16 protein-coding genes and 1 pseudogene are annotated in these 20,030 nt (G+C 68.5%); 7 read left to right on the forward strand and 10 right to left on the reverse strand.

Annotated features, from left to right (window positions below):
- Window positions 1–37: 37 nt before the first annotated feature.
- Together CNO20_RS02800 and CNO20_RS02805 are read right to left on the reverse strand one after the other, a co-directional pair.
- Window positions 38–991, reverse strand: coding sequence for a DUF7282 domain-containing protein (locus CNO20_RS02800; RefSeq protein WP_101294490.1), 954 nt, complete (start codon window positions 989–991; stop codon window positions 38–40).
- A gap of 105 nt (window positions 992–1,096) precedes the next feature.
- A complete protein-coding gene (locus tag CNO20_RS02805; protein WP_101294491.1) occupies window positions 1,097–1,675 on the reverse strand; it encodes a metal-dependent hydrolase in 579 nt (192 codons plus the stop codon).
- A 120-nt stretch (window positions 1,676–1,795) separates the two neighbouring features.
- On the opposite strand from CNO20_RS02805, the gene CNO20_RS02810 reads away from it, so the two are divergent.
- On the forward strand, window positions 1,796–2,938 hold the full coding sequence (locus CNO20_RS02810; protein WP_101294492.1) for a CBS domain-containing protein: 1,143 nt from the start codon (window positions 1,796–1,798) through the stop codon (window positions 2,936–2,938).
- A gap of 52 nt (window positions 2,939–2,990) precedes the next feature.
- Here CNO20_RS02810 and radB read toward each other — a convergent pair whose 3' ends face one another.
- Window positions 2,991–3,692 carry a DNA repair and recombination protein RadB gene (radB, locus tag CNO20_RS02815; RefSeq protein ID WP_101294493.1) on the reverse strand — a complete coding sequence of 234 codons (702 nt, stop codon included), beginning with the start codon at window positions 3,690–3,692 and terminating at the stop codon, window positions 2,991–2,993.
- A gap of 218 nt (window positions 3,693–3,910) precedes the next feature.
- On the opposite strand from radB, the gene CNO20_RS02820 reads away from it, so the two are divergent.
- Both CNO20_RS02820 and CNO20_RS02825 read left to right on the forward strand, forming a co-directional pair.
- On the forward strand, window positions 3,911–4,792 hold the full coding sequence (locus CNO20_RS02820; RefSeq protein WP_101294494.1) for a hypothetical protein: 882 nt from the start codon (window positions 3,911–3,913) through the stop codon (window positions 4,790–4,792).
- Window positions 4,793–4,873: 81 nt separating this feature from the next.
- Complete coding sequence (locus tag CNO20_RS02825; protein ID WP_101294495.1) at window positions 4,874–5,827, forward strand: alpha/beta fold hydrolase; 954 nt, start codon at window positions 4,874–4,876, stop codon at window positions 5,825–5,827.
- Here CNO20_RS02825 and larC read toward each other — a convergent pair.
- The gene (gene larC / locus CNO20_RS02830; protein WP_101294496.1) at window positions 5,824–7,347 is read right to left on the reverse strand and encodes a nickel pincer cofactor biosynthesis protein LarC; all 1,524 of its coding nucleotides are present in this window, start codon (window positions 7,345–7,347) and stop codon (window positions 5,824–5,826) included. The genes CNO20_RS02825 and larC overlap by 4 nt on opposite strands.
- Window positions 7,348–7,521: 174 nt before the next feature.
- Here larC and CNO20_RS02835 point away from each other — a divergent pair, with 174 nt between their 5' ends.
- Window positions 7,522–9,747 carry a CDC48 family AAA ATPase gene (locus tag CNO20_RS02835; RefSeq protein ID WP_101294497.1) on the forward strand — a complete coding sequence of 742 codons (2,226 nt, stop codon included), beginning with the start codon at window positions 7,522–7,524 and terminating at the stop codon, window positions 9,745–9,747.
- 220 nt (window positions 9,748–9,967) lie between these two features.
- Window positions 9,968–10,355 (forward strand): annotated as a pseudogene (locus CNO20_RS02840) (ArsR/SmtB family transcription factor).
- Between the two features lie 4 nt (window positions 10,356–10,359).
- Here CNO20_RS02840 and CNO20_RS02845 read toward each other — a convergent pair.
- A complete protein-coding gene (locus CNO20_RS02845) occupies window positions 10,360–11,112 on the reverse strand; it encodes a competence/damage-inducible protein A (protein WP_101294498.1) in 753 nt (250 codons plus the stop codon).
- A 209-nt stretch (window positions 11,113–11,321) separates the two neighbouring features.
- Window positions 11,322–12,002: a phosphate signaling complex protein PhoU gene (phoU, locus tag CNO20_RS02850; protein WP_101294499.1), complete on the reverse strand. Its 681-nt coding sequence runs from the start codon at window positions 12,000–12,002 to the stop codon at window positions 11,322–11,324.
- 461 nt (window positions 12,003–12,463) lie between these two features.
- On the opposite strand from phoU (CNO20_RS02850), the gene CNO20_RS02855 reads away from it, so the two are divergent.
- Window positions 12,464–15,097 (forward strand): alkaline phosphatase PhoX, encoded by a 2,634-nt coding sequence (locus CNO20_RS02855; RefSeq protein WP_101295010.1) that lies wholly within the window; start codon window positions 12,464–12,466, stop codon window positions 15,095–15,097.
- Between the two features lie 184 nt (window positions 15,098–15,281).
- Window positions 15,282–15,707: a hypothetical protein gene (locus tag CNO20_RS02860; protein ID WP_101294500.1), complete on the forward strand. Its 426-nt coding sequence runs from the start codon at window positions 15,282–15,284 to the stop codon at window positions 15,705–15,707.
- A 108-nt stretch (window positions 15,708–15,815) separates the two neighbouring features.
- Here the strand turns inward: CNO20_RS02860 and phoU (CNO20_RS02865) are convergent, their stop codons facing one another.
- From phoU (CNO20_RS02865) to pstC, 4 genes are read right to left on the reverse strand one after another with little or no spacing between them, the layout of a single operon-like run.
- Window positions 15,816–16,481 carry a phosphate signaling complex protein PhoU gene (gene phoU, locus CNO20_RS02865; RefSeq protein WP_101294501.1) on the reverse strand — a complete coding sequence of 222 codons (666 nt, stop codon included), beginning with the start codon at window positions 16,479–16,481 and terminating at the stop codon, window positions 15,816–15,818.
- A 6-nt stretch (window positions 16,482–16,487) separates the two neighbouring features.
- Window positions 16,488–17,363, reverse strand: a complete 876-nt coding sequence (pstB, locus tag CNO20_RS02870; protein ID WP_101294502.1) for a phosphate ABC transporter ATP-binding protein PstB — start codon at window positions 17,361–17,363, stop codon at window positions 16,488–16,490.
- Window positions 17,364–17,366: 3 nt separating this feature from the next.
- Window positions 17,367–18,989 carry a phosphate ABC transporter permease PstA gene (gene pstA / locus CNO20_RS02875; protein WP_101294503.1) on the reverse strand — a complete coding sequence of 541 codons (1,623 nt, stop codon included), beginning with the start codon at window positions 18,987–18,989 and terminating at the stop codon, window positions 17,367–17,369.
- 46 nt (window positions 18,990–19,035) lie between these two features.
- Complete coding sequence (gene pstC, locus CNO20_RS02880; protein ID WP_101294504.1) at window positions 19,036–19,956, reverse strand: phosphate ABC transporter permease subunit PstC; 921 nt, start codon at window positions 19,954–19,956, stop codon at window positions 19,036–19,038.
- Window positions 19,957–20,030: the final 74 nt, after the last annotated feature.

Here is a 20,030-nt window from a genome sequence, read left to right on the forward strand (position 1 = left end):
GACGGCCCTCCCTCCCGAACGGCGATCCGACCGCCCCTCAGCAGCCGTGCGTCACCGCGATCGTCGCGTCGTCCACGACCGGTTCGCCGTCCGCCGCGTACGGACCGTCCTCCGCGCCTTCGGAGGTGACGAAGTCGTACTCGCCGTTCCCGTTCGAGTCGAAGTGCGGCATGGCGATGAGCGTCGCGTCCTCTTCCAGCATCTCCGTCTCGAACTCCCTGCCGGGGACGCCCTCGAACAGGTGGATCTCGACGTCCTCGTGGGTTCCGGCGTCGAGCGCCTCCGAAACGCCGACGACGCTCTGGAACACTTCGCCGTCGAGCAGCGTCGCGTCGTGGATGGTGACGAAGCCGCCGTCGGACAGCATCGCCTCGTGAACCACGACCGTCTTTCCGTCGGACTCCTGGTCCCGGAAGCAGACCTCCGCCGTCGGCTCTGCCGACGAGCCGGCCTCGACCGCGACCTTCGCGTCGTCGATCACCGCCTCGCCGTCGGCGGTGTACGGGCCGTCCTCCGCGCCCCCGGTGGCGACGAAGTCGTACTCGCCGTTCCCGTTCGAGTCGAGGTGCGGCATGGCGATGAGCGTCTGATCCCCCTCCAGCATCGTCGTCTCGAACTCCGCGCCCTTCACGTCGAACAGGTGGACCTCGACGTCCTCGTGGGCCCCGGCGTCGAGGTACTCCGAGACGCCCACGACGCTTCCGAGCGCGTCGCCGTCGAGGAGCCGCTCGTCGTGGATCGCCACGAAGCCGCCCTCGGACAGCGTCACCGACGCGACCGCGACGGTCTTCCCGTCCGTCGTCTGGTCCTCGAAGGTCACGTCCGCCGACGGCGCGTCCTCCTGGGCGATCGCCGTGCCGCCCAACGCGAGCGCCGCGCCGGCCGACGCGGCCACCGTGAGGAACCGCCGCCGCGACGTGCGGTCGACGGAAGTACCGACTGATTCGCGCGCTGTGCGTCCCGTGTCGTCTGCGGTGTCGTGTTCGGGCATGGGTGCGCTTCCGCCGTTCGGCGGACACCGGCTGTTCGTCGAACGCACTCAAGACGATTTTTCGAACTTTCACCCGATTCTGACCCAAATCTCCGCGCGCGTCGCTCACCGGTGGATCCGCTCCGCGGGATCGCTCCCGGCCGAACTCCGCCGCCGCGCGACCAGCGCGCCGAGCGCGACCGCCCACACCGCCGCTGTCTGCGCCGGGGAGTGGATCCCGAGCGCGACGCCGTATGACGACGGGACGATCGGGTAGTGCCACATCACGCCGCTCTTCGTGAACGAGTCGACGACGAGCTGCGAGAGGTAGCCGAGGCCGACGGCGGTCCGGGCGTCGCGCCCGACGCCGCCGACGTACAGCGCCGCGAGCGCCAAAAGGAGGACCGCGGGCGTGTGCGTGACCCCCCGGTGGACGAGCGGGAACGGCCACGCGTGGGGGAAGAGGAGGTCGACGTCGGCGGCGACGCCGGCGAGAGCGCCGACCGCGGGCGGCGCGTCCGTCGCGACGGTCGCGAGCGTGTACCCTATCAGGCCGTGCGTGGCGATCGCCGCCGCGAGGTACGCGGCGTGACCGAAATCGGCCCCGTGCAGGAGTGGAACCGCGTCGACGTAGTGCATGGACCGTGCCTCCCCGCCGTCGAGGGCGACGGCGGTGTCGTTGATTCTTCGGACGGGACGGACCATAGTTCTCCGCGTTTTTCGTTCGCCGCCCGCGTCCGTCCGGATCGGGCGAATCAACCGACTCCGCGGGCCTGGACGGAAACAACTTTCAAGACGGCCGAGAGAGTAGGTGGAACTTGGACTATGGACATCACTGAGATCGCCATCCCGGAGTTCGTCACGGTCGACGCCGACCAGCGCCTGGGGAAAGTCCGCTCGATCTTCGAGCGGGAGAACCCGAAGGGGCTGGTCGTTCTGAACGATGGCGAGTACGCGGGCGTCATCGCGGAGAAGCAGCTTATCCAGTCCCACATCGAGGACCAGACCAAGGCGGCCGCGTTCATGAAGTCCGCTCCGCGCGTGGACCGGTACGAGGACGTCCGCGAGACCGCCCGGATGCTCATCGAGGGCGACACCCAGATCGCCCCGGTGTTCGAGGGCGACAACCTGTGGGGGATCGTCACCACCGACGCCATCCTCGAAGCCGTCCTGGAGAACCTCGACGCGCTCACCGTCGAGCAGATCTACACCGCCGACGTGGTCACGATCGGCGAAGAGGACCGCCTCGGCCAGGCGATCAACCGGCTCCGGGAACACGGCATCTCTCGGCTCCCCGTGCTCAACGAGAACGGCAAGCTCACGGGCATCCTCACGACCCACGACATCGTCGACTTCGTGACGCGCAAGATGCACCGCCAGGGCAAGGGCGACCGCTCCGGCGACATCGACCGGATGCTCGATCTCCCCGTCTACGACCTGATGCGGAGCCCCGTCTTCACGACGAACCCCGGCGAGTCGGTCCGCGAGGCGGTCGAACGGATGTTCGAGAAGGACATCGCCGGTCTCGTCGTCACCCCGGCAGACAGCGACGCGGAGGTCATCGGCGTCCTCACGAAGACCGACGTGCTCCGCGCGCTCACGTACACCGAGCGGGACACGATGGACGTGCAGATCACGAACATCGGGCTGCTCGACACGATGTCCCGCGAGGAGCTCGTCGAGAGCATCCTCCAGGTCGTCGACAAGTACCAGGAGATGCGGGTCCACCACGCTCACGTGCGCTTCCACGAGCACAAGGAGAAGCTCCGCGGGACGCCGCTGATCCAGTGTCAGATACGAATCCGCACGAGCCACGGCCAGGTCGCGGGCTCCGGCGAGGGGTACGGCGCGGAGCACGCGTTCCGCGTCGCGCTCGACAAGCTCGAGCGCAACGTCCTCGAACTGAAGGGCATCAACAGCGACGAGGAGTACCGCGGACAGCTCCTCCGGAAGCTCGGCGAACTCTGAGCGCGACGGTCGACGCCTCGCCGGGCCACCGTCCCCGCCGGCTTCGACCCCGTCAGATCTCGTCCGCGTCTTCCATCCCCGACCCGGTGATCCGGAACGTGGTGATCTCCCCCGCGGGCTTGGCGCGGTGTTTCTCCAGCGTCGCGCGGCGGTTGCCGCCGCGGAACCGATCGAGGCGCACCACGGCCCCGGTCCAGTGTTGGAGCGTGTGCCCGCCCAGCGGCCTGGTGCGGTCGCTGTCCGGATCGGTGAACACCTGGTTCGTGACGACGACCGCGAGGTCGTGCTTCCGCGCGAGAGACAGAAGGTGCGTCACCTGGCGGGCGACCCGGCGGAGCGCCTCCCCGTCGTCGCCCTCCGCCGTCCGCTCCAGGCGGTAAAAGCCCGTCGCGCTGTCGAGGACGATGAGGTCGACCTCCGGGGCGAACTCGGCGGCGTCGCGGACGGCCTCCTCCTGCTCTTCGAAGTCGTACGCCTCGGTGACGATGAGCCGGGAGGCGACCTCCTCGAACGCGCCCTCGTCGCCGTCGACGCGCGCCTCGATGAGCTGGCGGAAGCGGTCGATCGACAGCCCTTCGGTGTCGATGTAGACGGCGGATCGGCCGTCGACGGCGGCCTCGACGGCGGCCGTCAGCGCCAGGTTCGTCTTGCCCGCGGCGGGCGGTCCGTACACCTGGGTGACGGTGCCGCGTTCGAGCCCCCCCGCCAGCAGCCCGTCGAGGGATTCACAGCCGGTGGTGAGTGACTCGCTCACGGGCTGAGTTGGCGCGGTCCGCGGAAAAACCCCCCGGTCCGGTCGTCGCGCGGCGCGTTCCGCCTCCGTCGACGGGGGACGAAACGCCGGCGACCGCCACCGTCTGAGGTCACACCATCGGCGACCGCCACCGCCGGAGGCCACACCATCGGCGGCGGCCCGTCCCCCGACGCCGCCCGCCCGTAGGTTTTACCTCGACCCTGACGAACTCCCACCCCGTGATCGTCGTCGCCACCGAGGACTTCGAGCTGTACCACGAGATCGTCACCGAACTCCGCGACCGCGGCGTGTCGTTCACGACGATCCGCCCCGGCGACGACCTCCCCGAGGGGACCCGCGTGCTCGTCACCGCGCCGGACGACGAGGTGGAGATCCCGGCGGCCGAGGGCGATTCCGAGCCCGACCCCGAAATCGAAGTCGAACGCGTCGTCGCGACCCCCGACGACGCCCGCCGCGCCGTCGAGGAGGCGCTGACGCACCTGCGCGGGGAGGGCGGCCGGACGGTCGTCGGCGTCGACCCGGGGACCCGCCCCGGGATCGCGGTGCTCGTCGACGACGCGGTCGTCGCGGCCTTCCACGTCCCGCTCGCCGACGCGGTCGACGTCATCGAGCGGGAGGTCGCGGACGCGGTCGATCCGGTCGTGCGCGTCGGCGACGGCGCTCGGCTCCAGGGCGCGCAGATCGTGAACGACCTCGACGGCGCGCCGGTCGAACTGGTCGACGAGACGGGGACGACGCCGTACCTCGGCGCGGGCACCCGGGGCATGGGCGACGTGCTCGCGGCCGTCAACATCGCCCGGATCCCCGGCGAGCGCGTCGACTCGCGGGAGATCGACCCGACGGCCGGCGAACTCCAGCGCATCAAGGACCGCTCGCGGCGGGCGTCCGGCGACAACCGCACCATCGACGAGGCGCTCGCCCGCCGGGTCGCCGCCGGCGAACTCACGATCGACGAGGCGCTGGACGAGCACCGCGGGCGACCGGTCGGCGTCCGCGACGGCGGCGACGATCGCGACCCGGATCGCGGTAACGGCGAGGGTCTTGACCCGGCGGATCGCGGCGACGGCAGCGACGACGCCGGCGGCGAGCGGGAACGCTGAGGACGCTCGCCGGGCCGCATCCGTCGAGACGCGGCGGGATCCCCGCGGTGGGTTGATCCCCGCGGGCGTCGTAATTCCGCCATGAGTTTCTCGGCTGGCGGGGACGCCGGCGGTCGGACGGCCGGACGGCGATCCGATCAGGCGTCCGCACATCCGATAGACGCGAGCTGGCTGGACCGGAGCGCGTACCCCTTCGCGTCGAAGTGCCTCGGTCTCGACGCCGGCGCCGTCCACTACGTCGACGAAGGTCCCACCGACGAAGGCGAGACGCTCCTGATGCTTCACGGCAATCCGACCTGGTCGTTCCTCTACCGCCACCTCGTCGGCGGCCTCTCGGACGAACACCGGTGCGTCGCGCTCGACTACCTCGGGTTCGGTCTCTCGGAGGCGCCCGCGGGCTTCTCCTACCGACCGGAGGACCACGCCGCCGTCGTCCGGGAGTTCGTCGAGACGCTGGCCCTCGCCGACGTTACCCTCGTCGTGCAGGACTGGGGCGGACCCATCGGCCTCTCGTACGCCCTCGACCGACCGGAGAACGTCCGCGCGCTCGTCGCGATGAACTCGTTCGCGTGGCCGGTGCGCGACGACCGGCACTTCCGCGCATTCAGCTGGGCGGCCGGCGGCCCGGTCGGGCGCGTCCTCTGCGAGCGGTACGACTTCTTCACGCGAGTGGTCATGCCGCTTGCGTTCGCGGACCGCTCGAAACTCCCGCGCGCCGTCCACGAGCAGTACCGGCGGCCGTTCGACGATCCAGACCGCCGGATCGGAACCTGGGTGTTCCCGCGGTGCATCGTCGACTCGACGCCCTGGCTCGCGGCGCTCTGGGAGGGTCGCGGGGCTATCGCCGACCTCCCGGCGCTGCTCGCGTGGGGGATGGAGGACCCGGCGTTCCGGCCGCGTGAGCTCCGAACGTTCGAGGGGCTGTTCCCGGACGCCGACGTCCGCCGCTACGACGGCGTCGGCCACTACGTACAGGAGGAACTGGGACCGGATCTGGTGCCGCCGATCCGGTCGTTCCTCGACGGCCTCGACTAGTCGTCCGCGTCGTCTTCGTCGGCGATCTCCTCCGCGCTCTCTCCGTTCGCGCTTTTCCGGTCCGCGACCCCCTCGTCCGCGACGCGCGCCTCGGCTCGGCGCATCACCTCGCGCGCCGGCAACCCGGTCTCGCGGGCGACCGCGGCAGCGTCCTCGTACTCGGCGCTCACGTCGTACACCTCGCCGGCCGCGTCGCTCGCGACCTTGACCGACACCTCGTACTCCCGCCCGTCGACCGAGAGCGTCGCCGCCTCGAACGACCGCGCGGCGATCCACCGGTGACCGCCGCCGTGCTCGCGGACCCCGAGCGTCCCCGTCTCCTCGGCGAGGCGGCGGGCGACGCGTTCGGCGTCCTCGGGTTTCGCCACGACCTTCACGAGGTGGCCCGGCCGGGACTTCTTCATCGTCGCCGGGAGGATCGACACGTCCCGCGCGCCGACCGCCGCGAGGCTCTCCTGGAGCCCGCCGAGCACCTCCGGGGAGGCGTCGTCGAGGTTCGTCTCCAGCACGGTGATCTCGTCGCGGACGAGCGAGCCCCCGCCGTCGCCGACGAGCGCCCGGAGCACGTTCGGGTGCTCGGGGAAGTCGTAGCCGCCGGCGCCGTACCCCGCGGCGTCGACCCGCAGCGGCGGGAGGTAGTCGACGCCCTCGGCGACGTGCGCGAGGATCGCCGCGCCGGTCGGCGTCAGCAGTTCCGCCTCGACCGGTCCGCCCTTCAGCGACCAGTCCGCCCGCTCGGCGAGTTCGACGACCGCGGGCGTCGGAACCGGGTAGCGGCCGTGGCTCATGGACACCTCGCCGCCGCCCGCCGCGACCGGCGTCGCGACGACCCGGTCGACGCCGAGGTCGTCGAGGAGGAGGCACGCGCCGACGATGTCCGCGATGGCGTCGTCGGCTCCGACCTCGTGAAAGTGCGTCTCGGTCAGGTCGGTCCCGTGGACCGCGGCCTCCGCCTCGCCGAGGAGTTCGAAGACGGCGAGCGCGTCCGACTCGACCGCCGGCGGGAGATCCATCGACTCGACGATCCCGACGACCTCCGGGTAGGACCGGTGGGGACCGTGGCCCTCGGCGCGGACCCGATCGTCGCCCCGTCCGTCGCTCCCGCGAGAGTGATCGTGGTCGTGGGGGTGGTCGTGAGAACGTCCGTGCTCGTCGTGGTCGTGGGTGTGACCGTGATCGTCGTGGCCGCGAGGGTGGGGATGAGCGTGTTCGTGAGGATGGTGGTGCTCGTGGTGCCCGCCGTTTCCGTGTTCGTGCTCGTGATCCCGATCCGGGCTGTTCCGTTCGGTGCGGGTCTCGGTCCCCGCGTTGTCGGCCTCGGCCGCCGTGTCGCCGGCGAGCAGCACGTCGACCGTCGTCGCGCTGATCCCGTTCTTCTCGGTTCCGCCGATCTCGTACCGGACGTCGAGCGCGCTCTCGACCGCGGAGAGCGCGTCGGGGTCGGCGCCGACGGCGATGAGCGAGCCGAGGAGCATGTCGCCGCTCGCGCCCATGCGGCCGTCGAAGGCAAGCGTGCGCATACCCGAGAAGACATCGCGGGAGACAAAAGCCTCGCCCTCCCCAGGTGAGGGTAGGGATTAAGAGGCTAGCGAGGCACAGTGCTACTACATGACAATCGACGCTCGGACGGTGGCGGTAGCAAAGAACTTATCCTGTGCCGTCGCCGAGAAATCACTAATCCCCGCAACTGAATCATGAACGAAGTCCAACTCGAAGTGGCGAAGGCGTACCCGAACGACTCGGGTCGCGGAATCGCCCGTCTTGATCCGGACACGCTGCTCCATCTCAAGCTCTCGCCGGGCGACATCATCGAGATCGAAGGCGGTGAGACGACGGCGGCGAAGGTGTGGCGCGCCGACCGACAGGACTGGAACACCGACACGGTCCGCATCGACGGCTTCACCAGGCAGAACGCCGACGTCGGCATCGGCGAGCGCGTGACCATCCGGAAGGCGGAGGCCAAGAAGGCGAACCGGCTCGTGCTCGCGCCGCCGGAGGAGGCGAGCGTGCAGTTCGGCTCCGACGCCGCGGGCATGGTCAAGCGGCAGATCCTCAAGCGGCCGGTCGTCGAGCGCGACATCGTGCCCGTGATGTCCTCAACGAACCACCCGTTCATGCGCTCGCCCGGCCAGGCGATCCCCCTCATCGCCGTCGAGACCGACCCCGGCGGCGTCGTCCTCATCACCGAGGACACCGAGGTCGAACTCCGCGAGGAGCCCATCTCCGGGTTCGAGAAGACCGGCGGCGGCATCACCTACGAGGACATCGGCGGCCTGCAGAACGAGATCCAGCGCGTCCGGGAGATGGTCGAGCTCCCGATGAAGCACCCGCAGATCTTCAAAAAGCTCGGGATCGAGCCGCCGCAGGGCGTGCTCCTGCACGGCCCGCCGGGCACCGGCAAGACGCTGCTCGCGAAGGCCGTCGCCAACGAGACCTCGGCGAGCTTCTTCTCCATCGCCGGGCCGGAGATCATCTCGAAGTACTACGGCGAGTCCGAACAGCAGCTCCGGGAGATCTTCGAGGACGCGAAAGAGGAGTCGCCCGCGATCATCTTCATCGACGAGCTCGACTCCATCGCCCCGAAGCGCGAGGACGTGACCGGCGAGGTCGAACGCCGCGTCGTCGCCCAGCTCCTGACCATGATGGACGGGCTGGAGACGCGCGGACAGGTCATCGTCATCGCCGCGACCAACCGCGTCGACTCGGTCGACCCCGCGCTCCGCCGGCCGGGCCGGTTCGACCGCGAGATCGAGATCGGCGTCCCGGACGAGGTGGGCCGCAAGGAGATCCTCCAGATCCACACCCGGGGCATGCCGCTGTCGGACGACGTGAGCCTCGACCACCTCGCCGACGAAACCCACGGCTTCGTCGGCGCGGACATCGAGAGCCTGACCAAGGAGGCGGCGATGAAGGCGCTGCGGCGGTACCTCCCCGAGATCGATCTCGACGAGGAGGACATCCCGCCGAGCCTCATCGATCGGATGATCGTGAAGCGCGAGGACTTCGGGGGCGCGCTCGCCGAGGTGGAGCCGAGCGCGATGCGCGAGGTGCTCGTCGAGCTTCCGAAGATCAGCTGGGACGACGTCGGCGGCCTCGAGGACGCCAAACAGCAGGTCAAAGAGAGCGTCGAGTGGCCGCTTTCGGACCCCGACAAGTTCGATCGCATGGGCATCGAGCCGCCGAAGGGCGTGCTCCTGTACGGCCCGCCGGGCACCGGCAAGACGCTGATGGCGAAGGCGGTCGCCAACGAGACGAACGCCAACTTCATCTCGGTGCGCGGCCCGCAGCTGCTGTCGAAGTGGGTCGGCGAGTCGGAGAAGGCGATCCGGCAGACCTTCCGCAAGGCGCGGCAGGTGTCGCCGACGGTGATCTTCTTCGACGAGCTCGACAGCCTCGCGCCGAGCCGCGGTCAGGAGGTCGGCAACAACGTCTCCGAGCGCGTCGTCAACCAGCTCCTCACGGAGCTCGACGGGCTCGAAGAGATGGGCGACGTGATGGTCATCGGCGCGACGAACCGCCCGGACATGATCGACCCCGCCCTGATCCGCTCCGGTCGGTTCGACCGCCTGGTGATGATCGGCGAGCCGAGCGCGGAGGGCCGCGAGCAGATCCTCAAGATCCACACGCAGGACAGCCCGCTCGCCCCCGACGTGAGCCTGCGCGAGATCGCGGAGATCACCGAGGGGTACGTGGGCTCCGACCTCCAGAGCATCGCCCGCGAGGCGGCGATCGAGGCGCTCCGCGAGGACCCCGACGCCGACGAGGTCGAGATGCGGCACTTCCGCAAGGCGATGGAGAACGTCCGCCCGACGATCAACGAGGACATCATGGACTACTACGAGCAGATGGAGGACCGCTTCCGCGGCGGCGCGCGCGACCAGTTCGCCGAGCGCGGCGGCGGGCGGATCGGCTTCCAATGAGCCTTTTACGCTGCGGTCGCGCGCCGTAGGCGCGCTCCCTCGGTAAAAGGTTCATCAAAAGCGCTTCGTCACCCCCTCGGGCGCGGCGACGCCGCACCCTCGAGGGTTCCTCGGCCCGCTCGCGCCGCGCGGCGCGAGCGGGCCGAGTACGCGGACACAGACCTACTCAGCTATCGATGAGCCGGTGAACGTTTATCCGCGTCGAGTACATTTCGCGATCATGACCGGTCCCAGACGATCGTGCGAGCGTACGTCGTCCGCCCTGCTCCCCGACCACAGCCTCCTCTCGCTGTCGGACTACCTCGCCATGCAGCGGTCGATCGGCAACGAGACGCGCTTTCGGATCCTCGACGCGTTGACAGAGCACGGCCCCCCAGAGCGCGAAGGAACTGCGCGAACGGCTGGGCGTCGAGTCGAACACGCTGCACTACCACCTCGACGAACTCGTGGACGTCGGCCTCGTCGAGAACCGAAAGCGAAAGGAGCGCGGCGCGGACGGACTCTACTCGTACTACCGCGCGACGTCGCTCGGGGGTGGGATCCTCGAACGCGGCGTCCGTGAACTGATGCGCGAGGAGTGGGAACTGCTCGACGCCTACGGTCGCTGAAGCCTTACTTCCCCCCCGTGTCTTCGCTCTCGACGATTTCCACCCGCTCGCGCAGCCACGTCACCGCGGCGCGGACGGACTCGGCGTCCCGCCCGGTCACCTTGATGCGGTTGTACTCGTCGCCGCGCGTCGGATAGCTGCCGACCGCCACGTCGAACCGGTCTCGGACCTCGGCGAGTTGCTTCGTCACCGCGCCCTCCGGGGCGGGCGTGAAGAGCGTCTCGGAGACGCCGTCGCCGCCGAACTCGTCGGCCACGAGTTCGAACATCGCGCGCATCTCCTCGGGGATTCCGGGCAGGACGTACACGTTCTCGGTCACGCACCCCGGCGAGAGCCCGGCGGGGTTGAGAAGGGGGCGGCTCCCCTGCGGAATGGACGCCTGGGCGTCCGCGTCGATTTCGAGGTCGTACGCCTCGGCCAGCTCGGGGTTCGACTCCCGGAACGCGGCGACCGTTTCGAGCACGTCCGCCCTGGCCTCCTCGTTCACGACGAGCGGGCGACCGAACGCGGCCGCCACGCCGTCCATCGTCAGGTCGTCGTGCGTCCCGCCCAGCCCGCCGGTGACGACGACCGCGCTGTACGCGCCGCTCCACTCCCGCACCGTCTCGGCGATGACGCCCTCGTCGTCGGGCACCGTGAGAATCCGCCTCACCGTCGCGCCGCGCTCGGTCAACCGCCGCGCCAGCCACGTCGCGTTCGTGTTCTCGGTGTCCCCGGCCAGCAGTTCGTCGCCGACCGTGAGGATCGCCACGTCCATAGACCGGGTGGGGCCCCCGGGCGATTAAGCGTTGGTCAGGCGGCAGGGCGGCGGTGCGGTAAGCCCGAGGAGTCGTACTGCGAGCGAAGCGAGCGGGCCGACGACCGAACGGAGTCACGGCTTCGCCGTGACGAAGTGAGGGAGGAGCGCTTTTGATGAACCTTTTGCCGAGCGAGGCCGCGAAGCGGCCGAGCGCAGCGTAAAAGGTTCTAGTAGATGAGCTCGTCGTCGTTCTCGATCATGTAGAGGGTGCGCGCGGCGATGTTGACCGTGTGGTCGCCGACGCGTTCGAGGTCGCGGATCGTGAGGAGCAGCCGCGAGACGTCCTGCATGAGCGACTCGATCTCCTCGTCGTCCTCGCCTTCGAGCTGGTTCCCCTCGATCAGGTCCCGGACGACGATCTCGCTCGCGGCCTCGCACATCGCGTCGAGGTCGTCGTCGCGCGCGGCCACGGCGTAACACTCCTCGGCGTCGTCGGCCTCGTAGGCCTCCATGGCCTGATCGAGCATGTCGAGCGTGTAGTCGCCGAGCCGCTGGACGTCGACGTCGGGGAACACGTCCCGTTCGGCGTCGATGGCGTAGCCGCCGAGGTTGGTGGCGAGGTCGGCGATGCGTTCGAGGTCGGTGATGATCTTGAACGAGGAGGCGATGAAGCGGAGGTCGCCCGCGACGGGCTGCTGGAGCGCGATGAGGTCGATGCAGTCCTGTTCGAGGTCGAGGTACATCCGGTTGACCTCGCCGTCGCCCTGAATCACCTCCTCGGCGAGGCGCTCGTCCTTCTGTTCGAGCGCGTCGAGCCCCATCCGGAGGCGTTCGGCGACGACTTCGCTCATGTACAGCACGTCGCTGCGGAGCGCAGAGAGTTTGGATTGATATTCGTTTCGCGGCATGCTTCCGACTTCCGTCGGTCAAGCGTATGTATATTGTGTTCCTGGGGTGACAATGCGGCGAGGCGCGCCCGGGGCCTCCCTCCCGCACTCGGGCGCGTGGGCGTCGACTACCGGCGGGGTCGACTCGAATCGGTCGGTGCGGGCCGGTCCGAAGATGTTCCCGATTCGGACGTTCTGCGCATCTATCAAACAGGTTGCCCGTGCTGTCGGACCGCGCGGCGGTGCCACCGACCCGCGGCGAGAGTCGGAGCAACCCGCGGTGGCGCCTCGCCGTGGTCGTGTTTTTCGAATCGGGGTGCGCGGTCCCGCTCTCGCGTCGATCCGCGGCGTGCGTTTTATCTGTCAGATTGTTTCCTGTCCAAAACTCGAATAAATATCACTCAGTACGAGTATTATAAACTGTTATATGACGCTGAGATAGTGCGTTGACTGCAGTCATGGAATTCACCCGACGAAACCTGATGGAAGCGTCGCTGGCGGCGGCACTCGGCGCCAGCGTGGCCGGGGTGGCGAGCGCCGAGCACGCCGAGGAGGTCGAAGAGACGGATACGCCGGGCGCACCGAGCGTCAGGGGGAATCTCAAGCGATTCTCGACGACCGCTTTCGGAGCCGAGGTGACGGGGCCGTTCGTGTTCGAGGACGGCGGACTCCTGTACAGCCTCCAGCACCCGAACGAGGACAATCCGGAGCCGTTCGACAGGGCGGGCGTCGGCTACTTCAGCGGCTTCCGGTTCGAACTGGACGGCAACAACGACGACTTCACCGAGGTGTCGACGCCCCAGACCAGAGACGAACAGGGCAGGGTCCGCTCGGGCAACGGCGAGTACGTGCTGCTCGCGCAGGGGCGGGATCCGATACGCGGCGGCGCGGAGCGGCTCGGCGTGACTCAGACGCCCGACGGCACCGACATCACGCAGGACAACTTCGCGGGCACCCAGTACGGGGACGCCGCGACCAACCCCGACTGTAACCAGTTCGTCGCCACGAACGACGAGGGTACCGAGGGCTACCTCTTCACGAACTGGGAGAACAGCCCCGGGAACGTCTCCCGGATTCCGATCAGCCGGGACGAGGACGGCGAGTGGGAGGCCGACCTGGAGAACGCGATCAACCTCGCGAACACTGAGCCGCTCCGCTCCCTGGGCGGCACGCGCATCAACTGCTACGGCAACCTCACGCCGTGGGGGACGATGGTCTCCTCCGAGGAGAACTACGCGCACCCGCGCGTCTCCCTCACGCACACGGTGGGCGACGTCGCGGAGGCCGGGTCCGGCGAGGGAATCGTCGCCGCCTGCCAGTTCTGGAACCGGCCGAACCCCTCGGAGATTCAGGAGGCGATCGACGGGTACTACGGCGACAGCTCCTGGTACATCCAGGGGTCCTGGGCGCTGACGGGCGTCGAGTTCCTCGCGTACTACCTCGGCGCGGAGCCGGTCGACCAGACCGACGACGGGAAGAACGACACGACCCCGATCGGCGACGTCTACCCGAACCCGTACCGCTACGGCTACCACGTCGACTTCCGCGAGCCGACCGCGGACCCGCCGCAGCCGGTCAAGTACTACGTGATGGGCCGGGCGTCCTGGGAGGCCCCGGACTTCCTGGGCGACGAACGGACCGTCTACGGCTGTTCGGACGGCGACAGCAAGGGCATCTACAAGTTCGTCGCCGACGAGCCGATCCCGAGCTACGACGACCCGATGGACCTCGAGGGGACCCTCTACGCTCCGAAGATCACCAACGACGCGGCGTCGGCCGCCGACTCCGGCCAGCGTAACTCCCCGGCGGACGTCAATCTCGAAATCGAGTGGATCGAGCTGGGTCACGCGAGCAACGCGGAGGCCGAGCGGTGGATCGCCGAGTACGACGACGTCACCCAGGTGCACTACCTCGAAGCGCACGCCGAGACCGACTGGCGGGAGGACCTCGACGCGGCGCTGGAAGAGGCCGACAGGGAAGTCATCGAGAACGGCAACCGGAACTACGTCACCAACGAGGAGATCCTCGAGTGGGCCGAGCAGTGGGAAGAGAACGGTCCGCGGGGCGTCGACGAGGAGCTCCGGAAGGTTCCGTTCCTCGAAACCCGCGCGGCCGCCAAGGAGATCGGCGCGTCGATCGAGTTCAACAAGGCCGAGGGCGTCGACAGCATCGACGGCGCCGGGCCCGGCGACTTCGTCTACTTCGGCATCTCCGAGTTCAACGACGACATGGCCGACGACACCGGCGACATCCAGATGGACCGCGTCGACGGCGGCGTCGTCTACCGCGCCGAGCTGGAGCCCGATTACAACGTCTCGACGCTCGAACCGGTCATCGTCGGCCCCGACTTCACCGACTCGCCCGCGGACGCGGACGACGCGCTCCGCAACGTCGACAACGTCTACGTGATGGACGACGGCCGCGTCCTCTGCTGTGAGGACGGCTTCGGCGGCCCCGCGCGGTCGTACCCCAACGACGGGCTGTACGTCTACCAGCCGAACGTCCTGGTCGACGTCGACTCGCTGGCCGTGGCGAACGGCAGCACCGCGAGCGCGGACCTGACGGCGTCGTCCCTGCCGGCCGGCGTCTCCGGCGGCTGCGTCACCGTCACCGTCTCCGACCCCGAGGTGGCGGCGATCACGGACGTCGCCTTCTCCGACGAACTCACGCCCACCGAGAGCACCGTCTCCGAAGACGGGTCGTCGGCGAAACTCCGGTTCGCCGACGCGGAGAAGAACGTCCAGCCCGGCGCGATGGACGTCGTCATCGCGTCGCTCGAACTCCGCGCCCGCGGGATGGGGACGACCGACCTCGTCGTCGATGTCGACCGGCTGGACGACGAAGACGGCGACGCCATCGACGCCGAAGCCCGGAGCGGCGTGCTCGTCACCGGCCCGCCGGCCGTGGACGGCGAGAACGCCCCCACGGACCCCGACGGCGACGGCCGCTACGAGGACGTGAACGGGAACGGTCGGCTCGACCGCGACGACATCGTCACGCTGTTCGAGCAGTTCGACTCGGACAGCGTCCGGCTGAACGCCTCCGCGTTCGACTTCAACGAGAACGGCCGACTCGACTTCGACGACATCGTCAGCCTCTACGAGGAACTCGACTGAGGCGGGCCGGCGGACGGCACGCCGCTCGCGCTCTCCGCCGGGCATCGTCCCATTCGCCGCCGAACTCGACCGCCGCTCGCTCGACGCACCGCTCGTCCGAGGGCCGTCGCAGCACGCGACGCACCGCTCTCGAATCGCCACCCACCGACTACCACGAACCGTCACCCACCGAACCACACGACACATGTCACGATCCAACAAGCAGACCGCGAACAGGCGGAGCGAATCGACGTTCCGCGAGTACATCCTCGGCGTGCGAATCGTCGAGTCCGCGTCGCCGGACGGCGGCGCAGTGTATCGGTTCGAGGCGCCCGAACACCGGGGCCTCACGTTCGAGAACCCCGACCTGGCCGAGCTGTACGCCGATGTCTACTTCGACGTCAACGGCTTCGAGGAGGCCGGCACGGGGGAGCGCGGCGTCCCCCCAGCGATCATCCAGGCCGGACGGGACACGCTGGCCGCGTACTTCCTCACCCAGCCCCACACGGACGTCTACTGGGTCGCCTCCTTCTACGGGGAGAAACCGGAGAAGATCGAGCGGTACGCCTCCCGCGTCCGCAAGCGCGCGAAGAAGATCCGGGACGGCGCGAGAGAGCGCGGCCTGGAGTAGCGTCGAGGAGTCGTCCCGCGAGCGACCGCGGGGAGCGAGCGGTCTTTTTTGGTCGAGCGTTTTGCGCCGAGCGGCGTGCGAAGCGCGCCCGAGGCGGAAAAGGGTCGTCTAGTAGATGAGCTCGTCGTCGTTCTCGATCATGTAGAGGGTGCGCGCGGCGATGTTGACCGCGTGGTCGCCGACGCGCTCGACGTCGCGGACCGTCAGGAGAAATCGATTGACGTCGGCGAAAAGCGCCTCGTCGAACGCCGTCGCCTCGGTCTCGACCAGCTCGCGGATGACGATCTCGCCGACGCGCTCGCAGAGGCCGTCGAGCTCGTCGTCCCGCTCGGCGACCCGCCGACACGCCTCGGCGTCGTCGCGGGCGTACGCCGACAGCGCCTCGTCGAGCATCTCGACCGCCAGCGCGCCGAGGTCCTGCAAGTTGACCGTTGGGAACACCTCCCGCTCGCGCGAGAGCAGGTAGCTACAGAGGTTGGTGGCGAGGTCGGCGATGCGTTCGAGGTCGGTGATGATCTTGAACGACGCGACCACGGTCCGGAGGTCGCCGGCGAGCGGCTGCTGGAGGGCGATCAGGTCGACGCACCGCCCTTCGAGGTCGAGGTACGCCTCGTTGATCTCGTGGTCGGTCTCGACGATGGTCCGCGCGCGGGGGCGGTCGCGGTCTTCGAGCGCCTTGAGCGCCTTTTCGAGCCTGGTGACGACGGCCTCACCCAGGTGGAGAACGTCTTCGCGGAGCGCCGAAAGCTCGCGGCGGTACTCGTCGCGAGCCACGGGGCGTCACCCGAACTTGCCGGTGATGTAGTCTTCGACCCGCTGGCTCTCGGGGTTCTCGAAGATCTTCTGGGTCTCGTCGAACTCGACGAGCTCGCCGCCGGTGAGGAACACCGCCGTCTTGTCGCTGATCCGGGCCGCCTGCTGCATGTTGTGCGTGACGATGACGACCGTGTACTCCTCGGCGAGGTCGGCGATGAGGTCCTCGATCTGGGAGGTGGCGACGGGGTCGAGCGCGCTCGCGGGCTCGTCCATGAGAATGACGTCCGGATCGACGGCGATGGCGCGCGCGATGCAGAGCCGCTGTTGCTGCCCGCCGGAGAGTTCGAGGCCGGACTCGTCGAGGCGATCCTTCACCTCGTCCCAGAGCGCGGCTCCCTTGAGCGCGTTCTCGACTTTCTCGTCCATGTTCTGCGTCTTTCCCTGAACCCGCAGCCCGTAGGCGACGTTGTCGTAGATGCTCTTGGGGAACGGGTTGGGAGACTGAAACACCATCCCGATGCGGCGGCGGAGGGCGACGGAATCGACGTCCTCGTCGTAGACGTTCTTGCCCTCGAAGTAGAGCTCGCCATCAACGCGGCAGGAGTCGATGAGGTCGTTCATCCGGTTGATGCAGCGGAGGAACGTCGACTTCCCGCACCCCGACGGGCCGATCATCGCAGTCACTTGCTTTTTCGGTATCTCGATGTCGATGTCCCGCAGGGCCTGATCGTCGCCGTAGTACACGTCGAGGTTCCGCGCTTCGACAACCGTTTCGTCGTGTATCGTTCGACGTCGCTTTGAATCCGTGTCGATCGCCTCCGACCCGGGCGCGGGCGAAACGAGCGGCTCGTTTTCCGTGTCGGCGTCCGAGTCGGATGTAGTCATGTTGTCTTGTGTCATTGGTTACGTCCTCCGCTGATATTTGTTCCGGATGAGAATTGCGGCCGCGTTCATCGAGAGCAGGACGACGAGGAGGGTGACGACGCCCGCCGCCATGACGCCGTACTGGAACTCGTGGGCCGGCTTGCCGACCCAGGCGTAGATCTGCCGCGGCATGGCGCTGAACAGATCGAAAAAGCCGTTCGGCGGGGTGTACACGGTCGCCGCCGCCCCGATCATGAGAAGCGGGGCGGTTTCGCCGATGGCGCGACCAAACCCGAGGATACTGCCGGTGAGAATCCCCGGGAGCGCCTCCGGCAGCACGACCCGACGGATGGTCTGCCACTGGGTGGCGCCCATCCCGTACGAGGCCTCCCGCATGGAATCCGGAACCGCCCGGATGGCCTCCTGCGCCGCGATGATGATGATCGGCAGGATGAGCAGGCCGATGGTCAACCCGCCGACGATCACGATCCCCGGACGCAGGCCCCCCCAGTGGACGAACAGCGCGAGCCCGAGCAGCCCGTACACGATGGACGGAACGCCGGCGAGGTTGCCGATGTTGATCTGGACGAGCTTTACGATCGCTCCTAGAGCACCGTCATTGGGGGCGTACTCCTCCAGATAGAGCGCCGCACCGACTCCAATCGGGAACGACGCGGCCGCCACGACGACCATCATCAGAATCGAACCGATGAGGGCCGGATAGATGCCGGCCTCTTCGGGGAAGCGCGAGTCGGCGCTCGTGAGAAAGCCGTAGTCGAGCCATGAGTCGGGGCCGGCGAACCCGAGCGTGTCGACCAGGAACGCCCCGAGAAGTATGCCGACGACGACCACGAGCGGGAACAGCAGTCCGACGGGTCGCTCGCGCTCCCGAAGGACGCTTTCGACGTAGAGCGCGGTCGGTACGCCGGCGAACGTGAACAGGACGACCCAGATCTCGGGTTCGATACCGACCGCCGAGACGGCGAGGCCGCCGCCGGCCGCCGCGGCGAACACGAGCGCCGCGGCGGTGAGCCCGGCGCGATCGCTCGACCGTCGACGCGCGACCACGAGCCCCGCGAGCGCGGCCCCCGCCGCGCCGAAAGTCAGCAAGTAGATGAGCCACGGAGTCGGTACGACGGGGAGGTTCACGACGCCGAAGTAGACCGCCGGGGCCACCGCCCCGAGGGAACCGACGATGACGAGCAGGTGTTCGAGGAAGCCCGGCGCCGGACGAATCCGGCGGTGGCTCTTGATGACGACGGCGGCGGCGAGCACCGCCAGGACGAACGCCAGCCACGCGACGACGCTGAGCACGTCGATGAACAGGAGCAACACGCCCGATCCGAGCAGCAGCCCGAAGAAGGGGATGCCGAGGGCGGTCGCGGCGACCCAGCTTTCGCCGTCACCTCGGGCGACGTAGTAGCCGAACAGCGCCAGCGAGGGGAGAACGAGCGTCAGGAAGAAGACGAGGTGCCACCGGGGATCGGCCGTCGCGGGCCTGAACGCGTCGTTCGCGACGTACACGAGGAGTCCGAACACCGTGAGGATCGCGAAGAGCGTGGCGCCGAGGCAGGTCGCCGCGAAGACCCGACCGGGCAGGCGGCTAATCTGCCCGGTGTCGCCAAACCACGACTGATCTCGCGTGCCGCTTTCGGTCGCCATCAGCGCGACACCTCCGCGCTCGCGATCGGAGCATTCGTCCGAGCCCTCATTGGTACTCCTCCCGATACCGCTCTGCGATGATCCTGCTTGCAAGGTTCATGAGGAACGTGATAGTGAACAGGGTGAGTCCGATGGCGAACATCGACTTGTAGGCCACCGTGCCGCCGGCGATGTCCGTCGTGATGAGCTGGACCATCGCCGCGGTCATGACCTCCAGCGATTCGAACGGGTTCGGAAACAGCCGCGGACGCATCCCCGCGGCCACGACGACGATCATCGTCTCGCCGATGGCGCGCGACAGCGCGAGGATGAATGACGAGAAGATCCCGGAGATCGCGGCGGGAATGACGATGCCGGTGGACACTTCGAACTTCGTCGCCCCGAGTCCGTACCCCGCCTGCCGGAGCGAGTCGGGAACGGCGCTCATCGCGTCCTCGCTCAGACTCGACACCATCGGGATGATCATGATCCCGACCATGAGGGAGGCGCTCAGGGCGTTGAACGTGCTCAGCGGCAGGCCGACGGATCGGAGCGCCGGCGTGAGGTACGCGAGCGCGAAGTACCCGTAGACGACCGTCGGGATCCCGGCGAGGATCTCGAGCGCCGGCTTGATGACAGAGCGCGTGCTCTCGCTCGCGTACTCGCTCAGGTACGCCGCGGAGGCGACTCCGACCGGGATTGCAACCAGCGCCGACATCACGGTGACGAACAGCGTCCCGGCGACGAGCGGGAGCACGCCGAACTCCTGGCCGATCTTCGGACTCCATTCGGTGCCGAGGAAGAAGTCCGCCGGCGTGACCTCGGTGAAGAAGCTGAGTGCGTCGAACAGCAGGGTCGCGATGATCGCGCCCGTGACGAACACGGAGAGCGCCGCGCACGCGAACAGGGTCCATTTGATGGCCTGCTCCTGCGCCGTGCGAACCCCCGATCCGCCGACGAAATCTGGCGTTCTCGTTTCCTGACTCATCTTGTGGTTGGTGTGTGGTGCTTCATGAAAAGCAGCGTGATTTCGCCGCTGTGGCCGTTCCTTGGTTGACGCTT

It is taken from the genome of Halegenticoccus soli (assembly GCF_002844195.1).
In the GTDB taxonomy this organism is placed as follows: Archaea; Halobacteriota; Halobacteria; order Halobacteriales; family Haloferacaceae; genus Halegenticoccus; species Halegenticoccus soli.